24 protein-coding genes and 1 pseudogene are annotated in these 22,460 nt (G+C 59.9%); 10 read left to right on the top strand and 15 right to left on the bottom strand.

The genetic code is table 11. From position 1 onward, the window contains the following. Positions 1 to 17 precede the first annotated feature (17 nt). From N2601_RS06745 to N2601_RS06755, 3 genes and pseudogenes are all read right to left on the bottom strand, one after another. A pseudogene (locus N2601_RS06745) lies at positions 18 to 203 on the bottom strand (hypothetical protein); the annotation flags it as partial. A 366-nt stretch (positions 204 to 569) separates the two neighbouring features. Beyond that, positions 570 to 728 carry a hypothetical protein gene (locus tag N2601_RS06750; RefSeq protein WP_162950149.1) on the bottom strand — a complete coding sequence of 53 codons (159 nt, stop codon included), beginning with the start codon at positions 726 to 728 and terminating at the stop codon, positions 570 to 572. 94 nt (positions 729 to 822) lie between these two features. Then, positions 823 to 1,290, bottom strand: coding sequence for a hypothetical protein (locus tag N2601_RS06755; protein WP_245464005.1), 468 nt, complete (start codon positions 1,288 to 1,290; stop codon positions 823 to 825). Here N2601_RS06755 and coaD point away from each other — a divergent pair. From coaD to N2601_RS06790, 7 genes are all read left to right on the top strand, one after another. Next, positions 1,240 to 1,743: a pantetheine-phosphate adenylyltransferase gene (gene coaD / locus N2601_RS06760; protein ID WP_199773545.1), complete on the top strand. Its 504-nt coding sequence runs from the start codon at positions 1,240 to 1,242 to the stop codon at positions 1,741 to 1,743. The two genes, N2601_RS06755 and coaD, sit on opposite strands and share 51 nt — an antisense overlap. A gap of 35 nt (positions 1,744 to 1,778) precedes the next feature. Continuing rightward, positions 1,779 to 2,351: a peptidylprolyl isomerase gene (locus tag N2601_RS06765; RefSeq protein ID WP_104823060.1), complete on the top strand. Its 573-nt coding sequence runs from the start codon at positions 1,779 to 1,781 to the stop codon at positions 2,349 to 2,351. Positions 2,352 to 2,378: 27 nt separating this feature from the next. Next, positions 2,379 to 2,888 (top strand): peptidylprolyl isomerase, encoded by a 510-nt coding sequence (locus N2601_RS06770; RefSeq protein ID WP_104823061.1) that lies wholly within the window; start codon positions 2,379 to 2,381, stop codon positions 2,886 to 2,888. Between the two features lie 73 nt (positions 2,889 to 2,961). Beyond that, complete coding sequence (gene queA / locus N2601_RS06775; RefSeq protein WP_104823062.1) at positions 2,962 to 4,047, top strand: tRNA preQ1(34) S-adenosylmethionine ribosyltransferase-isomerase QueA; 1,086 nt, start codon at positions 2,962 to 2,964, stop codon at positions 4,045 to 4,047. A 6-nt stretch (positions 4,048 to 4,053) separates the two neighbouring features. After that, complete coding sequence (gene tgt, locus N2601_RS06780; protein ID WP_104823063.1) at positions 4,054 to 5,184, top strand: tRNA guanosine(34) transglycosylase Tgt; 1,131 nt, start codon at positions 4,054 to 4,056, stop codon at positions 5,182 to 5,184. Between the two features lie 245 nt (positions 5,185 to 5,429). Next, positions 5,430 to 5,870: a VOC family protein gene (locus N2601_RS06785; RefSeq protein WP_104823064.1), complete on the top strand. Its 441-nt coding sequence runs from the start codon at positions 5,430 to 5,432 to the stop codon at positions 5,868 to 5,870. Between the two features lie 231 nt (positions 5,871 to 6,101). After that, positions 6,102 to 6,872: a cell wall hydrolase gene (locus N2601_RS06790; protein ID WP_104823065.1), complete on the top strand. Its 771-nt coding sequence runs from the start codon at positions 6,102 to 6,104 to the stop codon at positions 6,870 to 6,872. Between the two features lie 21 nt (positions 6,873 to 6,893). On the opposite strand, the gene N2601_RS06795 is transcribed toward N2601_RS06790, so the two are convergent. The 6 genes from N2601_RS06795 to N2601_RS06820 form a co-directional block, all read right to left on the bottom strand. Continuing rightward, positions 6,894 to 7,307, bottom strand: coding sequence for a DUF4864 domain-containing protein (locus tag N2601_RS06795; protein WP_445945005.1), 414 nt, complete (start codon positions 7,305 to 7,307; stop codon positions 6,894 to 6,896). Positions 7,308 to 7,436: 129 nt separating this feature from the next. Next, positions 7,437 to 8,702, bottom strand: a complete 1,266-nt coding sequence (gene fabF, locus N2601_RS06800; RefSeq protein ID WP_104823066.1) for a beta-ketoacyl-ACP synthase II — start codon at positions 8,700 to 8,702, stop codon at positions 7,437 to 7,439. A 21-nt stretch (positions 8,703 to 8,723) separates the two neighbouring features. Next, positions 8,724 to 9,230, bottom strand: a complete 507-nt coding sequence (locus N2601_RS06805; protein ID WP_104825093.1) for a winged helix-turn-helix transcriptional regulator — start codon at positions 9,228 to 9,230, stop codon at positions 8,724 to 8,726. 78 nt (positions 9,231 to 9,308) lie between these two features. Then, complete coding sequence (locus N2601_RS06810) at positions 9,309 to 9,773, bottom strand: hypothetical protein (protein WP_104823067.1); 465 nt, start codon at positions 9,771 to 9,773, stop codon at positions 9,309 to 9,311. 39 nt (positions 9,774 to 9,812) lie between these two features. Continuing rightward, the gene (locus tag N2601_RS06815) at positions 9,813 to 11,714 is read right to left on the bottom strand and encodes an ABC transporter ATP-binding protein (protein WP_104823068.1); all 1,902 of its coding nucleotides are present in this window, start codon (positions 11,712 to 11,714) and stop codon (positions 9,813 to 9,815) included. Positions 11,715 to 11,716: 2 nt separating this feature from the next. Continuing rightward, complete coding sequence (locus tag N2601_RS06820) at positions 11,717 to 13,591, bottom strand: ABC transporter ATP-binding protein (protein ID WP_104823069.1); 1,875 nt, start codon at positions 13,589 to 13,591, stop codon at positions 11,717 to 11,719. 294 nt (positions 13,592 to 13,885) lie between these two features. Here N2601_RS06820 and N2601_RS06825 point away from each other — a divergent pair, with 294 nt between their 5' ends. Next, entirely contained in the window at positions 13,886 to 14,542 is a 657-nt protein-coding gene (locus N2601_RS06825; RefSeq protein ID WP_104823070.1) for a dihydrofolate reductase family protein, read from the top strand. A gap of 175 nt (positions 14,543 to 14,717) precedes the next feature. Further along, complete coding sequence (locus N2601_RS06830) at positions 14,718 to 15,794, top strand: D-alanine--D-alanine ligase family protein (protein WP_260303861.1); 1,077 nt, start codon at positions 14,718 to 14,720, stop codon at positions 15,792 to 15,794. Between the two features lie 170 nt (positions 15,795 to 15,964). Here N2601_RS06830 and N2601_RS06835 read toward each other — a convergent pair whose 3' ends face one another. Genes N2601_RS06835 through metG form a run of 4 tightly spaced genes read right to left on the bottom strand, consistent with a single transcriptional unit; the run spans position 15,965 to position 19,636 of the window. Then, complete coding sequence (locus tag N2601_RS06835) at positions 15,965 to 16,456, bottom strand: YbaK/EbsC family protein (protein WP_104823075.1); 492 nt, start codon at positions 16,454 to 16,456, stop codon at positions 15,965 to 15,967. Then, positions 16,453 to 17,280 (bottom strand): MBL fold metallo-hydrolase, encoded by an 828-nt coding sequence (locus tag N2601_RS06840; protein ID WP_104823076.1) that lies wholly within the window; start codon positions 17,278 to 17,280, stop codon positions 16,453 to 16,455. Before N2601_RS06840 ends, N2601_RS06835 begins: the two co-directional genes overlap by 4 nt. Positions 17,281 to 17,284: 4 nt before the next feature. Further along, complete coding sequence (locus tag N2601_RS06845) at positions 17,285 to 18,067, bottom strand: TatD family hydrolase (protein WP_104823077.1); 783 nt, start codon at positions 18,065 to 18,067, stop codon at positions 17,285 to 17,287. A gap of 15 nt (positions 18,068 to 18,082) precedes the next feature. Continuing rightward, positions 18,083 to 19,636, bottom strand: a complete 1,554-nt coding sequence (gene metG, locus N2601_RS06850; RefSeq protein WP_104823078.1) for a methionine--tRNA ligase — start codon at positions 19,634 to 19,636, stop codon at positions 18,083 to 18,085. 305 nt (positions 19,637 to 19,941) lie between these two features. Between metG and N2601_RS06855 the strand changes: the two genes are divergently transcribed. Next, entirely contained in the window at positions 19,942 to 20,685 is a 744-nt protein-coding gene (locus tag N2601_RS06855) for a sulfite exporter TauE/SafE family protein (protein ID WP_445945006.1), read from the top strand. Here N2601_RS06855 and N2601_RS06860 read toward each other — a convergent pair. Together N2601_RS06860 and tmk are read right to left on the bottom strand one after the other, a co-directional pair. After that, the gene (locus N2601_RS06860) at positions 20,682 to 21,719 is read right to left on the bottom strand and encodes a DNA polymerase III subunit delta' (protein WP_104823079.1); all 1,038 of its coding nucleotides are present in this window, start codon (positions 21,717 to 21,719) and stop codon (positions 20,682 to 20,684) included. The genes N2601_RS06855 and N2601_RS06860 overlap by 4 nt on opposite strands. Beyond that, the gene (gene tmk, locus N2601_RS06865; RefSeq protein WP_104823080.1) at positions 21,716 to 22,399 is read right to left on the bottom strand and encodes a dTMP kinase; all 684 of its coding nucleotides are present in this window, start codon (positions 22,397 to 22,399) and stop codon (positions 21,716 to 21,718) included. Before tmk ends, N2601_RS06860 begins: the two co-directional genes overlap by 4 nt. Between the last annotated feature and the right edge of the window lie 61 nt (positions 22,400 to 22,460).

Raw genomic sequence — 22,460 nt, forward strand, 5'->3', positions numbered from 1 at the left:
GCATCCGCACCCGTCAGCACTTTGCGCAACAGCACGGCGTCCGCAAAATCTCCGACGACATGCGTCGTCGAAAACGGCGAACGATCGATCCCGACAACCGCGTGATTTGTCGCCAAGGCGTTAAAGATCGCACGGCCAAGCCGCCCGGAACTGCCTGTAAGAGCAATGCGCATATCGATCCCTCTATGAGACTGGATAGCCATAGCACGATTGAAGCGATTGCCGCGCTACTTGTCGCAAGAGCAGCGCCCCGTAGTGGCGCCGGGGATCGGGGAAAGGCTCGCGGGCGTAACGGCATAAAAAAACCGGACGCTGGGGGAGCGTCCGGTTCGAATTAACCCGAGCGATTGGAGGGCCGCACTCGGGATCAGGAAATATCGCAACACCCTTTGGTTCAGAGGGCCTTATGGTGTTTGTTCAGCTTCTTGCTCTCCTCGCTTTCGCGGTGGAGCGCTGAGATTGTGGACGCGACGGATACAACGAACATGCTGCTGATGAAGAGCGTAAGCACCGTTAATATCGTGAACATGATCGCTCCCTTCCTCTCGTGGAACTAGCGTTCAGATCCCTTAATACTGGCTGGTGGTAACGAAGGGACGAGCCGAAGCAAAGGGACCGTAGATCTTCGACTGGTCAGGCTTTTGATCGTAGAGAGCGATTGTCGCTGCAAGCATTCCCGAAATCATGGTCATCCAAACGACGTTAATAAGGGTGATCTTATCGGGCATACTCTGTTTCCTTCTTACCGCAATGAGCAAATCTAAGGTTCGGGCTTTAACGCGGCGGCCGATGAATGGTTCCGCCTTGATGTTGAGCGTCTGTTTACCAACGTCCATCTGAAGCGACCTTGAATGCCTTGTTCATCTGGCGTTCAGATTCGCGATGCGTTTTGCGCATGGCGTTGGCGATTTCTTGAGCAGAATTGGTGGTGTTAGCCGGGGAAGCCCATTCTATTTCGTAGTTGTTCGCGAAAAGATGAACGGCGTATTCAAGAGCGAAAGAGCCGATAACGGCGACTGCAACAATAAGGACCAACATGGCCTGATCTTCCTTGAGCCAGAGGCGGGTGAGCCGATGAAAGCGGCCCGTTTCGATGTTGGTGCGAATAGAGCATTGTTGATCTGAAACGGGCTTGAACGCCGCATTCATCTGCTGTTCAGAGGCAGCCAAGTGGTTGTAAATGACTTGCGATACCGGCCCATCCGTGACAAAAGGCTGCAAACAACGAGCCGGTCTGGTATGACGACAGCCTTTTATCCTGGATCTTTCGATCCGATGACCAATGGACATCTGGATGTCCTCGTGCAGGCGCTGAATGTCGCCTCCAAGGTTATTGTCGCGATCGGCATTCATCCTGGCAAGAAACCGCTTTTCTCCTTCGAGGAACGCGCGGAATTGATCACCCGGTCGCTTGCCGAAGCGCTGCCGCAGAAGGTTGGGGATATCTCCGTTGTCGCCTTCGACAATCTGGTGGTCGACGCGGCGCGCAAGCATGGCGCGAGCCTTTTGGTGCGCGGCCTGCGTGATGGCACCGATCTTGACTATGAAATGCAGATGGCCGGCATGAACCGCCAGATGGCGCCTGATATTCAGACCCTGTTTCTGCCGGCCGGCACGGCATCGCGGCCTATAACCGCCACATTGGTGCGGCAGATCGCATCCATGGGCGGCGATGTCAGCGCTTTCGTGCCCGCAGCGGTTCTTGAAGCCCTGACAGGCAAGCTAAAAGATACGGTCCAATAAAGACTGGCCGAAATCATTTTCCGAACGGAGCACCCATGAAACTCTTTCATCTCGCATTGGCAGGTTTTCTCAGCCTTGCCGCCTTCGCAGGCAGCGCCTTCTCGGCCGCGGCCGACGATTTTCTGACGATCCAGCTCAAGGATGGCCCGGTCGTCATTCAGTTGATGCCGGATGTTGCTCCGAAGCATGTCGCACAGATCGAAGCGCTGGCGAAGAAGGGTGCATATGACAATGTCGCCTTCCATCGTGTCATCGACGGCTTCATGGCACAGACCGGCGACGTGCAGTACGGCAACATGACCAAAGGTTACAATCCTCAGAAGGCCGGTACCGGCGGCTCCGATATGCCCAATCTTCCGGCCGAATTCTCCAAGGTTCCGTTCAAGCGTGGCACGGTCGGCATGGCGCGTGCCCAGGATCCGAATTCCGCTAACTCGCAGTTCTTCATCATGTTCGCCGACGGCGACTTCCTGAATGGCCAGTACACGGTCGTCGGCAAGGTCGTCTCCGGCATGGAATTCGCCGACAAGATCAAGCGCGGCGAAGGCCAGAACGGCGAAGTGAGCAACCCCGACCGCATGGTCAAGGTCACGGTCGGCAAGAAGTAAAATTCGAGAAGAGAAGAGGAAACAAAAATGGCTGAGATCAAGGATCCCGAAAACACCCTCGTCCTGGAAACCACCAAGGGTCAGGTCGTCATTCAGTTGCTGCCGCAGGTAGCGCCCGAGCATGTCGCCCGCATCAAGGAACTTGCCCGCGAGAAGGCTTATGATGGCGTCGTTTTCCACCGCGTCATCGACGGCTTCATGGCCCAGACCGGCGACGTGCAATACGGCAAGCAGGGCAGCGAGAGCTTCAATCCCGGCCGTGCCGGCATGGGCGGCTCCTCGAAGCCCGACCTGAAGGCCGAATTTTCCGCAACGTCGCACATTCGCGGCACCTGCTCGATGGCTCGTTCGCAGAACCCGAACTCGGCCAACTCGCAGTTCTTCATCTGCTTCGCCGACGCTCCGTGGCTGAACAAGCAGTACTCGGTCTGGGGCCAGGTCATCTCCGGCATGGAAATTGTCGACCAGATCAAGCGCGGCGAGCCGGTGAAGGATCCGGACTCGATCGTATCCGCTCGGGTTGCCGCTGACGTCTGATCGTGATTATTCCTGAAGCCCGCCTCTCGCGCTTTGGCGTGGGGGCGGGTTTCGCTTTGCTGAGATTACCAGAATGCGCGTTGACCTTTTCGATTTCGACCTGCCGGATGAGCGCATTGCGCTGAGACCCGCCGAGCCGCGTGACAGCGCGCGCCTGCTCGTCGTCGATCCGAATAATGGCGAGGCGGCTCTGAGCGATCATCACATCCGCGATCTGCCATCTTTCCTGCGACCGGGCGATGCTGTCGTCTTCAATGACACTAAGGTCATCCCGGCCCAGTTGGAGGGCATTCGTCATCGGGAAGGCGCGCCCGGTCAGCAGGTGTCGGCGACGCTGCATATGCGCGCCGCGCCCGACCGCTGGAAAGCTTTCGCCAAGCCGGGCAAGCGCATCAAGATCGGCGATCGCATCCAGTTCGGCCATGGCGAAAATGTTTGCATCCTTGGCGCTCTTGACGCCGTGGTCGAGGAGAAGGGTGAGGGCGGCGAGATCACGTTGCGCTTCGATCTCTCCGGTCCGGCGCTGGATGAGGCGATTGCCGCAGTAGGCCATATTCCGTTGCCGCCCTATATCGCCGCCAAACGGCCGGAAGACGAGCGCGACCGCACGGACTACCAGACAATCTACGCTCGTGAGGAGGGCGCCGTTGCTGCGCCGACCGCGGGCCTGCATTTTACCCCGTCGCTGTTTACCGCGCTTGATATCATGGGCGTCGAGCGGCATTTCGTGACGCTGCATGTCGGCGCCGGTACGTTTCTGCCCGTCAAGGCCGACGACACTGAAGACCACAAGATGCATTTCGAGATCGGCTATGTCGACGCGACGACGGCGGCGAAGCTGAATGCGGTGAAGGCGAGGGGCGGGCGCATCGTCTGCGTCGGCACGACCTCGCTACGGCTGATCGAAAGTGCCGCCGGCGATGACGGAACGATCAAGCCCTGGCACGGCGCGACCGGCATCTTCATCACGCCCGGCTATCGCTTCAAGGCGGTCGATCTCTTGATGACGAATTTCCATCTGCCGCGTTCGACGCTGTTCATGCTGGTATCGGCCTTTGCCGGCCTTGATACCATGCGCGCGGCCTACACCCATGCTATTGAGACAGGCTATCGCTTCTATTCCTATGGCGATGGCAGCCTGCTCTACCGGAAAGACTAAGACGAGATGAGCGAGAGCTTTCAGTTCCAGTTGAAAAAGACCGATGGCGGTGCCCGTCTCGGCGAAGTTTCCATGCCGCGCGGCACGATCCGCACGCCGGCCTTCATGCCGGTCGGCACGGTCGGTACCGTCAAGGCGATGTATCTCGATCAGGTACGCGAGACCGGCGCCGACATCATTCTCGGCAATACCTATCACCTGATGCTCCGCCCGACCGCGGAGCGTGTCGCCCGCCTCGGCGGCCTGCACGAGCTGATCCGCTGGCAGCATCCGATCCTTACTGACTCCGGCGGCTTCCAGGTCATGTCGCTCTCCGGCCTGCGCAAGCTCGACGAGAAGGGTGTCACCTTCAAGTCGCATGTCGACGGCAGCACGCATCACATGTCGCCGGAGCGCTCGATCGAGATCCAGGGCCTGCTCGGCTCCGACATCCAGATGCAGCTCGATGAATGCGTGGCGTTGCCGGCGACGCCGAAGGAAATCGAGCGCGCCATGGAAATGTCGCTGCGCTGGGCCGAACGCTGCAAGGTGGCTTTCGGCAATCAGCCCGGCAAGGCGATGTTCGGTATCGTGCAGGGCGGCGATGTTCCGGAGCTTCGCGTCCGTTCCGCGCAGGCGCTGAGCGGCATGGACCTCAAGGGCTATGCCGTCGGAGGTCTTGCCGTCGGCGAGCCACAGGAAGTCATGCTACGCATGCTTGAGATCACTCTTCCCGAGCTGCCGACGGAGAAGCCGCGTTATCTCATGGGCGTCGGCACGCCGGACGATATCCTGAAGTCCGTCGCCCGCGGCATCGATATGTTCGATTGCGTGATGCCGACCCGCTCGGGCCGTCATGGCCTCGCGTTTACGCGTAGGGGCAAGGTCAATATCCGCAATGCCCGTCACGCGGAGGACATGCGCCCGCTCGATGATCAATCGAGCTGCCCGGCCTCGCGCGATTATTCCCGCGCCTACCTGCACCATCTCGTCCGCGCCAACGAAGCGCTCGGCGGCATGCTGCTTTCCTGGCACAATCTTGCCTACTACCAGGAACTGATGCACGGCATTCGCCAGGCGATCGCCGAGGGCCGCTTTGCCGATTTCATGGCAGAGACTCAGGAGAATTGGGCAAGGGGCGATCTCGAGCCGGCGTGATTCAAGAACGGCTAGAGTGGCGATGCGCTGCTCTTGAACATGTCCCGATTCCGCGCTAATTGAAGCCTGTCGAAAAAGGCAGGGTTGGTTTCGGTAGGCCCAATCCCTTCCATCCGGAAGCTCTGCTCCATGCCATAGGCATGAGGGCCCGCGACGCGGAACTTGGCCATTGTGGCCGAGTACCCCGCGTTGGTGTGGGCCGTTTCGAGCGACACGCCTCTGCGGGGAGACCCCTTGGAGCTGTCATGCGACTGAATCACCTGGATTTACATGTTCCCGACGTCGCCGCGACGCGGGATTTTTTTGTTTCCGTCTTTGATTTCACCGAAATCGAAACCCGTGGAGCGAACGGCCTCGCCATCCTGCGCGACGATGCCGGGCTCGAACTGGTCATCAGCCATCCGGTCGAGAGGTTCGGCGGAGCTGATTCAATATCGGTCGGCCGCAACACCTATCACATCGGCTTCATGCTGCCGTCGCGCGAGGCTGTGGACGCACAATTCGAGCGCGCCAAATTGGCCGGCTGCGAAATCTGGAAACCGCCGTCGGCTATGCGGGGCGGTTGGTTGTTTTATTGCTTCGCACCAGGACGAATTCTGGTCGAAGTCGGCTGGCGTCCGGAACCTAAATATCAATTAGAAAATATAATATCCGCAATGGCTTATGTCTCAGTCTTTGTCTCATGAATTAGGCGTTTTCAGGTGGTCTAACTGGGCTCTTCCGAAAGGCCGCCTGAGACGACGGCGCGATAAGAAAGCGTTTGCAAAAACAGCGAATCGTAATAAATGATCCTTCAGCCGGTGGTAAGATCCACTGACTATTTTGGTGCTTTGCGTTTGAAATTCCTTTGAACTTCGGCTACAAAGCGTTCCACTTTATCGATAAGGGCTCACTAATAATATAGGAGGCACCTGCCGTTGAGGGCGCAACGCGCATTGGGGACCTGTCTTTCCGGACTCATATTTGTCGGATTGGCAGCGACGGGCTGCACGACGGTGGCGAAAGCACCCTCGACCAGCCAAAACTCTTCCAAGTCCATTCGACCGACGAAGGTAACCTACAATTACACCGCAAAAGATCGCGACTGTTTGAAGCGAGCGATGTATTTCGAGTCCGAGCATTCGGACCATGATGGATACATGGCAGTGGGATCGGTCGTGATGAACAGATTGACCTCCGGTGCCTACGCCTCGTCGATCTGCGGCGTCGTCGCGCAAAAAAGGCAATTTGCGCCAGGCGTGATGACGAGGGTGGTCAGCGACCTGGCCGAACCTGATCTCAACCAGGCGGCATCGGAGGTTCTCAATGGAGAACGACATCCGGGTGTCAAGGATGCGATGTTCTTCCACACGGACGGTCTGAAATTCCCTTACAATAACATGCACTATGTCGCCGTGGCCGGCGGAAACGCTTTCTATGAGAAGCGTGGGCAGGATGGCGCCCTTGAAACGCCAGCGCCACTTCCGGCCTACGAAGTTGCGATGAACTATGTGCCTGTGCAAACGGTCACAACAACGCAATTTCCGGTTTTGTTGCCACCTGCAGACCAGATTCCGATCCCGGCGCCGGATCCAATGACGACTGCAAGCATCAGCGCAACGCCAACGTCTACTGTAGCTGTTCCCTTACCGCGGCCAGCATTGGATGCGGCGGTTCAGCCTGTCAGTTTCAGCAGGGCAGGTGGCTAAAAGAGGCGAGGGGAATTCTGATCAGATTCCCTCGCTTGTCGCGTTCGGCAGGATCTGCACGCCGTTGATCTTATAACTGCCATCGGGCTGACGGGCGATCTGATAGATCGCCGTCCAGTCCTTGCCGTCCGTGCCGGTGATCAGCACTTCCTGATAGACGACCGCGCCGTTGTCGATGGCGCGGCTCTTGCCGAAGGCGTAGTTGCCTGGGTGATAGACCGGCTGATAGCTCTTCTTCACCATGGCGAAGAAGCTGTCCTTGTCCGGAAAAAGCGCCTTGATGCCGGGGGCAGCGAAGGAATAGGCCGAATCCGCATCATTGTGCAGGAAAGCTTCGATCTGTTCCTGAATCAACGTCTGCGCCGATTGCACGGGGTCTTCCGCTCGTGCGCCGGGGCGAGGGCGAGGGTAATGCAGAGGGCGGCTGCAAGAGATAAAGCGCGCATGGACGATCTCCGGCAATATCCAGGAGAGCATAGCGCGCTTTATGCCTTTGCAGAAGGGATGCAGAGTATCGCAGGGATCAGCTATGTAGTCGCCGAAGCCCGGAGAAGCCGAACCCGATCATTGCCAGCGGCGGAACAGAGCACTGGCATTCACGCCGCCGAAACCGAAACCGTTGGAGATGGCATATTCCATTGCCATCGGCCGAGCTGTTGCGCCAACAATATCGATACCGTCGGCCGCCGCGTCCGCCTCCTGCAGATTGCGGGTCGGAGGCGCAATCTGGTCGCGCAACGCCATGATGGTGAAGACCGCTTCCAGGCCGCCGGCAGCGCCAAGAAGATGGCCCGTCGCTGCCTTCGTGCCGCTGACGGCGATGCCGCCGTCGCGGCCGAATACCGTTTTGATCGCTTCCATTTCGCCACGGTCGCCGACCGGCGTTGAGGTGGCGTGGGCATTGAGGTGCTTGACCTCACTGGGAGAAATCCGCGCCTGCGACAGTGCCGCCAGCATCGCCCGGCGCGCCCCGTCGCCATCTTCCGGACCGGCGGTCATATGATAGGCATCGGCGGCGGTACCATAGCCGACGAGTTCGGCGAGCGGCGTAGCGCCGCGGGCGAGAGCGTGGTCCAGTGTCTCGATTACCAGCATGCCGGCGCCTTCGCCCATGACAAAACCGTCGCGGCCGGCGTCGAAGGGGCGAGAGGCTTCCTCCGGCCGGTTGCTGAAGCCGGTGGAGAGCGCCCGTGCCGCGGCAAAGCCGCCGAGGCTGACCTTGTCGATGCAGGCCTCCGCGCCACCGCAGATCGCGACATCGGCTTCACCGGCACGGATGAGCCGCGCCGCATCGCCAATCGCCTGGACACTTGCCGCACAAGCGGTTACCGGCGCGCCGAGCGGCCCCTTATAGCCATAGCGAATGCTGACCTGGCCGGCTGCCAAATTGACGAGGAATGAGGGGACGGTGAAGGGCGACAGCCGCCGCACGCCGCGCGCCTCGGCAGTGCGCACCGCGTCGGCAATTGCCGGAAAGCCGCCGATACCGGAGGCGATGACCGTGGCGGTGCGTTCGAGTTCTGCGGGATCGGTCGGCTGCCAGCCGGCTTGCCTGATTGCTTCTTCTGCGGCCGCCATGGCGAAGAGGATGAAGCGATCCATCTTCTTCTGGTCCTTCACCGGCACGTAGCGATCGGCATCGAACCCGGCTTCGCTATCCTCCTCAAGGCTCGGCACGACACCACCGACCTTGGCGGCCAGATCGCCGACCATCGTCTCCGGCAGAAGCCTGAGGCCCGAGCGCCCTTCGACCAGCCGCTTCCAGGCGGCATTGACGCCGACGCCCAGCGGCGAAACCAGTCCCATGCCCGTTACGACGATTCGATCCATAATGGAGTACTCCTATCTTTATCAGGCGTCGAAGCCCAGGAACCATGCCTTCATCTGCGCGATCCGTTCATGCACGGCCTCGTCGGCCGCCGGTCCGGGAACCAGAATCGTATCTTCGGGATGAAAAGCGCGGCCGGTTACGCGGTCGATGAGAAGGGGATCGCGATCCTCACCCGTCGCCGGGTCGACCAGCCGCATGGCAACCTCCTCGGGCGGCAAATGCCGGTTGCCCCAGGTAAACAGCGCCATGAGAACGGGAAAGAAGTCGCGCCCCTTTTCCGTCAGCACGTATTCGTAGCGTGGCGGCCGCTCATTGTAGAGGCGGCGTTCGAACAGGCCCTCGTCCGTCAGATGTTTCAGCCGCCGCGTCAGGATATTCGGCGCAACACCAAGATTCTTCTGGAATTCATCAAAGCGCGTCAGACCCTGAAGCGCATCGCGCAAGATCAGAATGCTCCACCAGTCGCCGACGCTTTCGAGCGCACGGGCGGCAGGACATTTGAAGGCGCTGAAGCTTGTTCTCTGCATGGCCGAGGCGAATAGCATGAGTTACTATCATCATGCAAGTCACTAGGCTTGAATGGCGGGGTGTCTCGCTAAACAGCGTTACGGAAGCTCGGCCAAGGGCTTGAGTTTTCCTTGGTATCTGAAGGAAATGAGAAAAATATAGATCAATAATAAGAGAAACGGTGTTGAGCGGACAATGGCGACCCATACGTCGGTTGACGCATACAGGGCTAAGAATGCGTCTAGCGCTGCCAAAGCCAATGCCCACGCAAAAAGCATCAAGTAGATTTCACGCCACACCTCGCCCGTAAATAATGAGCTTTTCTCGAACAATATTGTTCTGGCAAGGGATCTCCAGAAGGCAAGAACAAGGAAAATCAGCGCAAAATATGTGGCTCGCAAGACCGGTTCGAGCTTTATGCTGAATTCCGTGCGTTCGACGAAATGTTGAAAGATCTGATCTGGAGCGCCGTTAAATATCACGCCTCCGATGAGTACGATCAGACAAACTCTCCACAGTATCGACAACGAGGCCTTTGCATAGCGTCTGAAAAATGTGATCAACGCTTCAGTCTCCAGGTCTTCAGTTTTAAAAGCGAACTGCTAGGTGCGCGATTCCACTGGCACCGAAGCACTCACTTCCTCCTCCGGAATATCGTCGAAGGACGCATAATTGAGGTTATAAAGCTTCGAATAGAGCTTGCCATTGGCCATGAGCTGATGGTGATTGCCGCTCTCGATCAATTGGCCGTTCTGCAGGACGATGATGCGATCGGCCTCGCGGATGGTGGCGAGGCGGTGAGCGATCACAAGGCCGGTGCGTCCCTCGAGCAGCTTCACCAGCGCCTTCTGGATCAGCATTTCGGTATAGCTGTCGATGTTCGCGGTTGCCTCGTCGAGCACGAGTATCTTCGCGTCGGCGACAAGGGCGCGGGCAAAGCTGACAAGCTGGCGCTGGCCGAGCGACAAGCCGCTGCCACGTTCACCGAGAACGGTATCGTAGCCATCGGCAAGCCGCATGATGAACTCATGCGCACCCACCGCCTTTGCGGCCTCGACGATCTCTTCGCGCGTCGCTTCAGCCTTGTTGTAGCGTATGTTCTCCAGCACGGTGCCGGTGAACAGGAATGGCTCCTGCAGCACCATTGCGATCTGTCGGCCGAGCGAATCCTGGGTGAGGGAGCGCACATCATGGCCGCCGACGAGCACCTGACCCTGCTGCACCTCGTAGAAACGATGGATCAAGGCCATGGAGCTCGATTTGCCGGAGCCGGTCGGGCCGATCAGAGCTACAGTCTCGCCGGGATTGACCTTGAAGCTGACATTCTTCAACACCGGATGCTTCGGATCATAACCGAAGACGACGTCCCGGAATTCGACCGAGCCGTCCATATCCGCCGACAGCACCTTGGCGTCCGGCGCATCCTTGATATCGACGGGCACGTCGAGCACGTCCGTCAGCCGCTGGCCGGAGGCCATGGCGCGCTGCATGACGGAATATTGCATGGTGAGCGAGCGGATAGGGTCGAAGAAGCGCTGAATGTAGAACAGGAAGGCGACCATGACGCCAACGTCGAGCCTGTGGTTCAGCACCATCGAACCGCCCACGATGATGACGATGGCCATCGCCATGCCCGTCAGCGTATCGACGATCGGCACCATGATCTGTGCGTATCTCGCGGCGGTCAGATGTGCCTTGAGGTTAGTATATGCCTTATCGTCGAAGAGACCGAAATTGACGCTCTGCCGGTGCATGCCCTGAACGGCGCGCACTCCATGGATCGCCTCGGCCAAGGCGCCATTGGTGACGGAGTTTGTCTCATGCGCGTTCATGAAGGCGACGCGTGCCTTCGGAAGCCAGAATAGGCGGACAACGAAAAGGATCGGCATGACCGATAGCGTCAGCAGGCCAAGCCGGAAATCGAGCGAGAGAATGACGATGACGATGCCGAAGAGCAGGGCAATATCGCCGACGGAAAGCACCGATGTTTCAAGGAATTCCTGCATGGAGTTGACGTCGCCCTGCAGGCGCGACATCAACCGGCCGACTTCGGTCTTGTCCATGAAGGAGAGTGATACCCGCTGCAGATGCGCAAACATCGCCCGGCGGATATCGAAGAGCACTTCCTCCGCGACCTGGCCGACAAAGGTCTCCTGCACATAGCTGGCAGCATAATTGACGAGAATCGCCGCCGTGAAGATCGCCAGGGCCAGCCAGAGCGCCGAATAGTTGGTCGCGCCAGGCGCCATCGCGTGATCGATCGCATAGCGGATGACGAGCGGGATGACGATCTGCGACCCGGTGAAGAGAAGCACGGCTCCGACGGAAATGTAGATCTGGCGGCGGTAGGGGCTGACGAACGCCCAGATGCGGCGGATGATCTTGCCGTCGAAGACCTTGCCGAAAATCTCTTCCTCGACGCGATGGGAGCCGACCACAGCGCGGGGAGGGCGGCGCCCGTCTTCGCGCACGTCGTTGCGTTCGGTTTCAATGGTTTCCGACATCGTCAGGCCTCCCTTTTCGCCGCTACGACCCTGGAGACATCGCTGTCCGGGCGGACCTGCAGGTCGTACAGCGCCTTGTACCGCCCACCGGCAGCAAGGAGCTGCTCGTGGGTTCCACGCTCGACGATCTCACCGTCTTCGACAAACAGGATCTGGTCGGCATGCATCAGCGAACTCAGGCGATGGGCGACAACGAGGGTCACCCGATCGCGGGCAAACCGCTTCATGGCGCTGCGGATGCGTTGCTCGGTTGCGGCGTCAATGGCAGCGGTCGAATCATCGAACACCATCACCGCTAGCTTCAGCATCAACGTGCGGGCGATCGTCAAACGCTGGCGCTGGCCGCCGGAAAGCGACACGCCGCGTTCGCCGACGACGGTGGTATAGCCGGCCGGCAGGCCGAGAATATAGTTGTGCAGTTGGGCGGATTCGGCGGCGCGCTCGATGCGCTGTTCCTTCGCCCAGGGATCGCCGTAGGCGATATTATTTTCGATGCTGGTCGTGAACAGGAAGGAATCCTGCTGCACGACGGCCACCGACTGGCGCAGCGACTGCAACGTCGCCTTGCGGATATCCTGGCCGTCGATCGTGATCCGTCCGGATGTGACGTCATAGAAGCGCGGGATCAGATGCGCGATGGTGGATTTGCCGCTGCCGGGCGGGCCGACAATGCCGATCGTTTCGCCGCGCTTCGCCTCGAAGCTGACATTCCTGAGGATGGGGCGGTTTTCCGAGCCGGGATAGGTGAAGCCGACACTTTCGAAGCGCAGAACGCCGTCCGTAACGGCAAGCGGCTTGGCGTCCGGCGCATCTTTGATGGCGATGTCGAGGTCGAGCAGGGCGAACAGCCGCGAGCCGCAGGTCGATGCGCGGGCAAACGCGTTGACCATCAGGCCGAGCTGGCGCACCGGCATCTGCAGAATGGTCATGAAGGTCAGGAACGAGGCGAGGGTGCCGACACTGATCTCGCCCGCAATCACCTTGGTGCCGCCAACCCAGAGCACGAGGCCCATGGCGGCGAAAAAGGAGAAGTTCATGGCGCTGGTATTGACGACGCGGATACCGACGCGTTTGTGAGCAAGGGTGAGCGCATTGTGCGAGGCCCTATCGAACTTCATCAGTTCGTGGGCCTGCGCCGCGAAGGCGCGCACGACACGAATGCCGCCGAGGTTTTCCTCCATCACGCGGGTCAGCACCGATAGCCGTTCCTGCAGTTCGAGCCAAGTCGAACGCAATCTGAGCTGTGTCACGGAGGAACGCCAGGCAACGAAGGGCACGAAGCTCAGCGCCAGGAGCCCGAGCAGGACATCGGTCGACAGCAGCATGTAGGCGCCGACGCCGATCAGCATGGTGAGTAGCACCATGCGCACCAGCGCCGTCGAAAAATACATGCGCACGCCTTCGAGATCGAGCAGGCCGACGGTAATCAGATCGCCGGAATGCACATTGTCGTGGAAGCTGAAGGAGAGCTGCTGGATCTTTTCATAGCAGGCGAGCCGCAGCTCGTAGCCCATGTGGTGTCCGACGGCTTCGCTGAAATAGTTCTGCACCATCGTGAAAAGGCCGCGCAGGATGCTGACGATCAGCAGGAGTAGGGCGGTCGTCAACAATGCATTTTCCGCGAGCTGGCCGGCCGCGCCGCCGGCAACCACCGTTTGTGTTTGATCGACCGCGCGGCCGAGCAGGCGCGGGATCGAGAGCTGCAGCGTCGCCGCAACGAATGTTGCGCCGATCGCCAAGCCGGTCTGCCAGGGATGGCGCAGCGTCATATGCGTGATCCGCACGATGGTGGAGAGACCCCGACCCCAACCAGCCGCATTGACATGCGCCAACGAAGCCAATGGCTTCGCCGCGCTTCTTGATGAATCGCTGCTCACGCTCTTATCCAGGCATTTTTGAACGAGGCGGGCCCGAAATCGGGTTCGGATCGCAAAGGGAATATTGGTAGGACGAATGTCGCCGATTCCGGACCGTCATTCAAGAGTCAAATGGTCACAAGTGCCACCTGGGCGTTAGATTGCGTGTTCGGCGATGGGCGGTATTCGACTGTGTCGCGCGGCGCAATTCGAGCTCGGACCTGAAAAGCTTCGGACAAAAATTTCAAGCGTCTGTCGGTTTCACCTGGAGAGAAACGTCCTCGGATCGACAAACCCAAACTCAAGGAGGACATCATGCGCAGGATCATCGCAGCCACATTCATCAGCCTCGACGGGGTCATGCAGGCGCCGGGCGCTCCGGAGGAGGATCCGACCGGCGGATTTCGGTTCGGTGGCTGGACGTTTCCCTATTTCGACGAAGCGACGGGTTCAGCCCTGGGCCAGATATTCGGCAAGCCCTTCGACCTGCTGCTTGGCCGCAAGACCTACGATATCTTTGCTGCTTATTGGCCCTATGCCGGCGAAGATGACTCTATCGGCGTGTTGTTCAACAAGGTCACCAAATATGTTGCGACCCGCGGCGATATCAGGCTTGATTGGAACAACAGCCAATCGCTCGGAACTGACGTTACGGCAGCGCTGACCGAGCTTAAGAAAGGCGAGGGGCCGGATCTCCTGATCCAGGGGAGCGGCAACCTTATTCAGACCCTGCTTCGTCACGGATTGATCGACGAATATACGGTGCTGACCTTCCCTGTGCTGCTTGGCAAGGGCAAAAAGCTGTTCGCCGAGGGAACGGTTCCGGCCGCGCTGAAACTCATCCGCTCGCAATCCTTCCCGAGCGGCGTCATCATGGCGACTTACGAGCCAGCCGGTGACGTCAAGACCGGTTCCTTTGCCCAGCAGGCCCCGTCTGAGGCCGAGATCCGGCGCCGTCAGAGCTTGGAATAGCCTGCAGATGATAGCACCATCCCGCCATACCCGCGTCCGTCGGGCATGGCGGACTTTGCCGTACTTCAGCCGGAAACATCGGAGATGAGGATGCAGCTCGCCACCGCATTTTCGCCAATCGTGGCGTTGCGATTGGCTCCCGACCTCGCAACCCGAACCATTCCGGAGAACATTTATGACAGACGCCGCGGCATCCTCGAAACTGCGCATCGCCGTGCTTTTTGGTGGGCGTTCCGCCGAGCACGACGTCTCGGTGCTGTCTGCGACGAATGTCATGCGTGCCCTGCAGCCGGCCAAATACGATGCCGTGCCCATCTTCGTCACCCGCGAGGGAAAGTGGCTCCTGAGCTCTTTCGAGGACGGCAAACTGTCGACGCCGGAGAGCGGGACAGAAGTCTGTCTTGTGCCCGGTGGGCGCGGACGGATGATCGCGATTCCGGCTGGCGATAGCCCCCGCGACCTGCCGAAGATCGATATCCTGTTTCCCGTCCTGCATGGGCCGCATGGCGAGGATGGCTCGTCCCAGGGGCTTGCCGAAGTCGCCCGGGTGCCGCTTGTCGGATGCGGTATCCTCGGTTCGGCGGTTGCGCTGGACAAGGACATCGCCAAGCGGCTGCTGAACCAAGCAGGTCTGGCTACGGCGCGAGGAGTCACCATTCACGAGACCGGCGCGCCTTCCTTCGCCGATCTCGAACGCATGCTCGGACTGCCCGTGTTCATCAAGCCGGCGCGTCAGGGATCGTCGGTCGGCGTCAGCAAGGTTATGACGGCCAGTGAATATGAAGCAGCGCTCGCGGAAGGCTTCAAGCATGACCGCAAGCTGCTTGCGGAGGAGTTCATCCGAGGCCGCGAGATCGAATGCAGCGTGCTGGAGGATACAGCAGGCAATCTCTTCGTTTCGCGTCCTGGCGAAATCGTGCCGGCAGAAAGTCATGGTTTTTATAGCTACGACGCAAAATATATCGACGAGAACGGCGCGGCTTTGAAAGTGCCGGCTGAGCTGCCGGAGGAGATCGAGCGCCGGCTCCGCGAGACGGCAGGCAATGCCTTCCGGGCGGTTGGCTGCGATGGCATGGCGCGCGTCGATTTCTTCGTGACCGCGGACATGCAGTTTCTCGTCAACGAGATCAACACGATTCCCGGTTTCACCGATATCAGCATGTATTCCAAAGCCATGGCGGCGAGCGGCATCAGCTATGCGGAGACCATCGACCGGCTTGTGGCGCACGGGCTGGCACGCGCCGCGCGATAAGTCATAGTGCGGCGCCGCTGCGAAATTTCTGAATTTCTGCGGCGGCGGCAAGCTAAGGAGGGAAGAACGTTGTTGCAGTTCGAACTGGAACGTTCCCAGCTACAAACGAAAGTCAGATAAGATAGATTATGGAACAAAAATCGATATCAGGCGAGTGAGCTGAACTCGCCTCAAGCCGCCTTTACGCGGATGATCTGGGCTCCGGTCTTCTCGGCCAAGGTTTTGGGATCGCAAGCAAAGATGCTGTCTGGCCGTCCTGCTGCGCACCAAACCTGGTCGTAGCCCAACAGGCTTTCGTCGATGAAAACCGGCAGCTTCACACGATGGCCGATCGGGCCGACGCCGCCGATGGCGAAGCCGGTTTCGTCGCGGACGCGGTCGATGTCGGCGCGCTTGAGGCGCAGCCCGCAAGTGGTCGCGATATATGCCGTATCGGCATTGTGGGCGCCGGAAACAAGGAGCAGCGTCAGGCCGTGGGTCTCCGCATTGACGAAGACCAGCGATTTGACGATCTGGCCGACGGCGCAGCCGGCCGCCTTGGCCGCTTCTTCGGCTGTGCGGGTCGATTGCTCCATGCGCTTGATGACGATGTCGAGGCCGAGATCGCGGGCCGCCTGTTCGACGCGTTCCAGACTTGAAAGCTTTTTGCTGTCCTCGCTCATAGATCATCATCCTCCACATCGAGTTCGATCCGCATCTGGTCGTAAGCCGGCTCGACATTCTCAGGTGTTTCCGCAAGCACGGTCGCGTAGTCGAGTGGTGTGTGCATATGCGTCAGGATCGCGCGGCGTGGCTGCAGCCGTTCGATCCAGGCGAGCGATTGTTCCAGCGAGAGATGGCTTGGATGCGGCCGGTATTGCAGCGCATCGATGATCAGGACGTCGAGATCTTGAACTCTCTCGACAGATTCCGCTGGGAAGTCGCTGATATCGCTGCAATAAGCAAGGCTGCCGATGCGAAAGCCAAGCGAGTGGATGTCGCCGTGCTGCTGCCTGTGCGGCCAGAAGCTGATCGGACCGCCCGGCCCTTCGACCGTGAAACTCTTGTCCAGGCTTTCGATGATGATCGGCCGGACGATCGGCGGATAGTTACTGCCTGGCGGCGTCTCCAGACAATAGCCGAAGCCCTCGCGGATGCGGTCCATGGTCGGCTGATCGGCATAGATCGGAATGCGCTCATGCGAATTGTGGAAGAAACCACGCAGGTCGTCGATGCCGTGAATATGGTCGGCATGGGCGTGCGTATAGAGCACCGCATCGACAGAGCCGACGCCAGCGCGGATCATCTGCTCGCGAAAATCCGGGCCGGTATCGACGACGACGGTGGTGATGCCGCCATCCGGCGCGATCTGCTCGATCATGAAGGCAGCACGCGTGCGCCGGTTTTTCGGATTCTTCGGGTCGCAGGCGCCCCAATCGCCGGTAATGCGCGGCACCCCCGGCGACGACGAGCAGCCCAATATGGTGAAGCGCCGCCGGTGTGTCACGCCGTCAGACCCTCGTCATGCGGGAGAAGCAGCGGAACGCATTCTGGGTGGTGATCTCTGCGATCTCGTCCATGCTGACGCCGATCGTATCCGCCAGCACCTCGGCTGTGTTGACGACGTAGGATGGCTCATTGCGTTTGCCGCGCCAGCGCTTCGGCGCAAGGTATGGCGCATCCGTCTCGACCAGCAGCCGGTCATGCGGGATCGTTTTGGCGATCTCGCGCAGCTCTTCCGATTTCGGGAAGGTCAGAATACCGGAGAAGGAAATATAGCCGCCAAGCTCGACGCCGGTGCGGGCGAGGGCCGGGCCGGAGGAGAAGCAATGCAGGATGAAGGGGAAGGCCCCCTTCCCTGTTTCCTCGGTCAGGATCGCGGCCATGTCCTCATCGGCGCTGCGGCTGTGAATGACCAGCGGCAGCTTCGTTTCGCGTGCGGCCGCGATGTGGCGCAGGAAGCCGGTCTTCTGATCTTCCGGCTTGACGGTATCGTAGAAATAATCGAGACCCGCCTCGCCGATCGCGACGATCTTCTCGTGCTGGTTTGCCAGCCGCACAAGGTCTTCCGTCTGGATATCCAGTTCCTGGTCGGCGCTGTTCGGATGCGTGCCGACCGAGCAGAAAACCGAGGGATAGCGCTCTGTTATCGCAAGCAATCCATCGAGCTTTCTGACCTTGGTCGAGATGGTGACCATCTGCTTGACGCCAACCTCATGGGCGCGCGCGACGATCGCGTCGCGTTCCTCCGCGAAGTCGGCAAAATCCAGATGGCAATGCGTATCGATCAACATGGCAGTAGAAAAACCTTATTCGACTTCCGGCGCCACATAGCGCGGGAAGACGGGCTTGGGCGCTTCCAAGGGCGTTCCGGGGATAAGGCGGCCGGCCTCGCCGAGCGCCGCGAAATCGCGCTTGTCGGCGGGAATAGCGATCAGATCCAGCAGCTTGGCAGAAGACTCCGGCATGAAGGGCTGCAAGAGAATGCCGATCTGGCGGACGACATCGGCGGTAACGTAGAGCACGGTCGCCATGCGAGCCGGATCGGTCTTCTTCAGTGCCCAAGGCTCTTGGCCGGCGAAATAGCGGTCGCTTTCGGAGACGACGGCGATGATCGAAGCCAGCGCGCGGTGGATGAGCTGCTTGCCCATGTCCTCGCGCGTGGAGGCCAGCAGCGCATCGGCCTGCGCCAGCAGCGCCTTGTCCACGTCGGTCAGCTCTCCGCATTCTGGGATCTTGCCGTCGCAATTCTTGACGATCATCGAGAGCGACCGGCTGGCGAGATTGCCGATGCCGTTGGCAAGATCGGAGTTGATGCGGGTGCCGATCGCCTCTTCGCTGTAGCTGCCGTCCTGGCCGAAGGAGACTTCGCGCAGGAAGAAATAGCGCACCTGGTCGAGGCCGAAATGGTTCACCAGATTGACCGGATCGACGACGTTGCCGAGCGACTTCGACATCTTCTCGCCCTTGTTGAGCAGGAAGCCATGGGCATAGACGCGCTTCGGCAGCGGCAGCTTGGCCGACATCAGGAAAGCCGGCCAGTAGACGGCGTGAAAGCGGATGATGTCCTTGCCGATGATGTGCACATCGGCCGGCCAGTATTTCGCCCGCGGATTGTTCCGGTCCTCGATATAGCCGGTCGCCGTGATGTAGTTCGTCAGTGCATCGACCCAGACATACATGACATGGGCGGGATCGTTCGGCACCTTGATGCCCCAGTCGAACGTCGTGCGTGAAATCGACAGGTCCTTGAGGCCTGATTTGACGAAAGAGATCACCTCGTTGCGGCGCTCGGCCGGACCGATGAAATCGGGGTTCTCCTCGTAGTGCTTCAGCAGTCGGTCTTGGTATTCCGAGAGCTTGAAGAAGTAGCTCTCCTCCTGCACCCATTCTACCGGCGTGCCCTGAGGCCCGTAACGGACGCCATCGGCGCGAAGCTCGGTCTCATTTTCCTGGTAATAGGCCTCGTCGCGCACCGAATACCAGCCGGCATAGGAATCCTTGTAGATGTCGCCGGCATCGGCCATCAGGTTCCAGATGTTCTGCGAGGTCTCGTGATGGCGGGCCTGCGTCGTGCGGATGAAGTCGTCATTCGAGGCATTGAGCAGCTTGCCCATGGCCTGGAACTCGTCCGAATTGCGGTCGGCTAGCTGCTGTGCCGTCAGGCCTTCGGCGCGCGCCGTCTGCTGCATCTTCTGGCCGTGTTCGTCCGTGCCGGTCAGGAAAAAGACATCGAGCCCGTCCAGCCGCTGGAAGCGCGCCATGGCGTCGGTGGCAATCAGCTCATAGGCATGGCCGATATGCGGCTTGCCGTTGGGGTAAGCGATCGCAGTGGTGATGTAGAACGGGGTCTTGTCGGTCATATCAGGCAATGGTCCGGTTTACGGTTTCGTCATTGTTATTCTTGCACTCGCTCGCTTTAGCGCATGTTTGCTGGGAGTGAAACACCAAGTTTCGCGCTCGCAGCATTCCACGTTCCGTGGACGTCCTCGCTTGACTCGATCCAGCCCCGGCTTTACCCCTTCAGAAAACAAAAGCGCAGGACAGGGACCGCCGTGAATACTATTTCCATTTTTAATAGCCTGTCCAACGGCTTGAAGGGGCCGTGGCTTTGATTTTTCCGGCCGCGTTTCAACCCCTTTATTCCTTTTCCGGTTTCTTCGTCGGCATGCTGGTGGGTATCACCGGCGTCGGTGGCGGGTCGTTGATGACGCCATTGCTGGTTCTGTTGTTCGGTGTGCATCCGGCCACCGCCGTTGGCACGGACCTCCTTTATGCCGCGATCACCAAGACCGCGGGCACCGCGGTTCATGGCATGCACGGGCGGGTGAACTGGAAAGTGGTGGGCTTGCTCGCCTCCGGAAGTGTGCCCGCCGCGCTTGCGATGCTGTGGATCATGGCGGGCGTCAATCGCGAGAGTCCGGCGGTTGCCCATACGATCACGGTGTCCCTGGGCTGTCTCCTGTTTCTGACGTCGTTGATGCTGATCTTTCGCGGCCAGGTGCTGAGCGCCATCCGGAAATGGCGAGGCGAGCGCGGGACGCTTTCGCCGCGTAGCATCGCGCTGCTGACGCTCGTCCTTGGCTTTGTGCTCGGCACCCTCGTCACCATGACCTCCGTCGGCGCCGGCGCGCTCGGCGTCACCGTGCTGCTGGTGCTCTATCCGCATCTCGATGTGCGCGAGATCGTCGGCTCGGATATCGTCCATGCCGTACCGCTGACATTGATCGGCGGCATGGGTTACTGGTTCATCGGCGAGATTAACTGGACGATGCTGTTTGCACTGCTGCTCGGCTCGGTTCCCGGCATCGTTGCCGGCAGCCTGCTGGCGCCGCGTTTGCACGAACGGATAATCAGGACGGTGCTTGCCGTCACCTTGATGATCGTCGCCTGGAAATTACTCTTTCCCTAAATGGAAAGCTGCTGCTTGAGCTCGCCGAGAATCGTGATGATCGTCTGCTTGCGATCGAGATTGTAGGCCTGCGATACGGTGAGCCGCTCGGTGACGTCAGAATAGAGGCGAGCGAGTCTTTCGGCCACAGTGAGGCGTCCCTCCAGCGCCGCCGCCCTCGCCCGCGCCATGATGTCGTCGCCGATATGGGACACGAAGAATCCGAAGATCGTGTCGCTTTCCTTCGCCGACAAGGCATCGGCGAGGCGATGCATTGCCCGGCGCGCCGCAGGCCCATCCGTTGAGATGACCTGCTCGTAGGCCGCAACGATTTCGCCACCGCCATAGTTCAGCAGTTTCAGAGCCTCGCCGACGCTCCCCTTGGCCGCGGCAAGCAGGTCCGCACCCTGCCCCGGCGACAGGCTGATACCAAGATGCGCAAGCGCGTTCCCTAGAGCATCGTCGCTCAGCGGCGTCAGCCTCAGTGGCAGGCAGCGCGAGCGGATGGTCGGCAGCAGCTTGCCCGGCGCGTGCGACAGCACGAGGAACAGTGCCCGCTTCGGTGGCTCCTCGAGGATCTTCAATATGGCATTGGCAGCGCTTCGATTGAGATCATCGGCCGGATCGATGATGACGATACGCCAATTGCCCGTGCCGGAGGTCTGTGAGAAGAACTTGCCGGCGCGGCGCACCTCATCGACAGTGATCGCAGACTTTACCTTTCCGGTCTTGTCGTCGACGGGACGGGCAAGATGCAAGAGATTGTGCGAGGCACCGCCGGAAATCTGCCGACTGATGGCGGAAGCCGGATCGGGGTCGCCGATCATTTCCGGCGCCATGGCGGGGTCGGGATGAGACAGAACATGATTGGCAAAACGAAAGGCAAGCGTTGCCTTGCCGATGCCTTCTGGCCCCTCGATCAGGACGGCATGGTGACCTTTGCCCGAGCGATAGGATTGCGACAGGAAGGCTTCCGCCTCCTCGTGGCCGAAGAGACGGGTGTTATCCTGGGGCGGAATCGCACCATCGAGAACCCCTGGCCGATCTTCGCTCATTGCGCCACTTCCGGTCTGATGGACGGCATATCGTCTGCCGATGTCAGCCGTTCTTCGACTATGCTGGCAATTTCATTGGCAATGGCATCTTCGGAGCGCTGCGCATCGATGACGTGACAACGGCCCGGATCGCGCGCGGCAATATCGAGAAAGGCTTCCCGACGCTTCTCATGCGTCTGCATTTCTTCTTTTTCGAAGCGATCCGGTGCGGCACTGGCCGAAGCACGCTTGCGGGCCCGCTCCAGGCCGATTTTGGCGGGAATATCAAGGATCAGCGTACAGTCCGGCACCACGCCGTTGACCGCGACACGCTGCAGCGCCTCGATGAAATCAGGTTCGAGATTTCCTGTTATGCCCTGATAAACGCGCGAGGAATCCATGAAGCGGTCGCAAAGCACGATCGTGCCGCGCGCAAGCGCCGGGCGGATGACCTCTTCGACATGATCGTTGCGTGCCGCGGCGAACAGGATCGCCTCCATGCGCGTGCCGAACATTTCCGCCGCGCCCGAAAGCAGCACATGGCGTACGGCCTCCGCCCCCGGCGAGCCGCCCGGTTCGCGCGTCACCAGGACGTCATGACCGAGCCCGCGCAACCGTTCCGCCAGGCGGCGAATCTGGGTCGATTTACCGGCCCCTTCCCCGCCTTCAAAGCTCACGAACAATCCGGTTGCATCAGCCAATGATCATGTCCTGCACTTGTTTTCCGCATTTTTGCCGTAGCGTGACGTGTGCCCTGTTTAA

It is taken from the genome of Rhizobium sp. CB3060 (genome assembly GCF_025200735.1).
Lineage (GTDB): Bacteria > Pseudomonadota > Alphaproteobacteria > Rhizobiales > Rhizobiaceae > Rhizobium.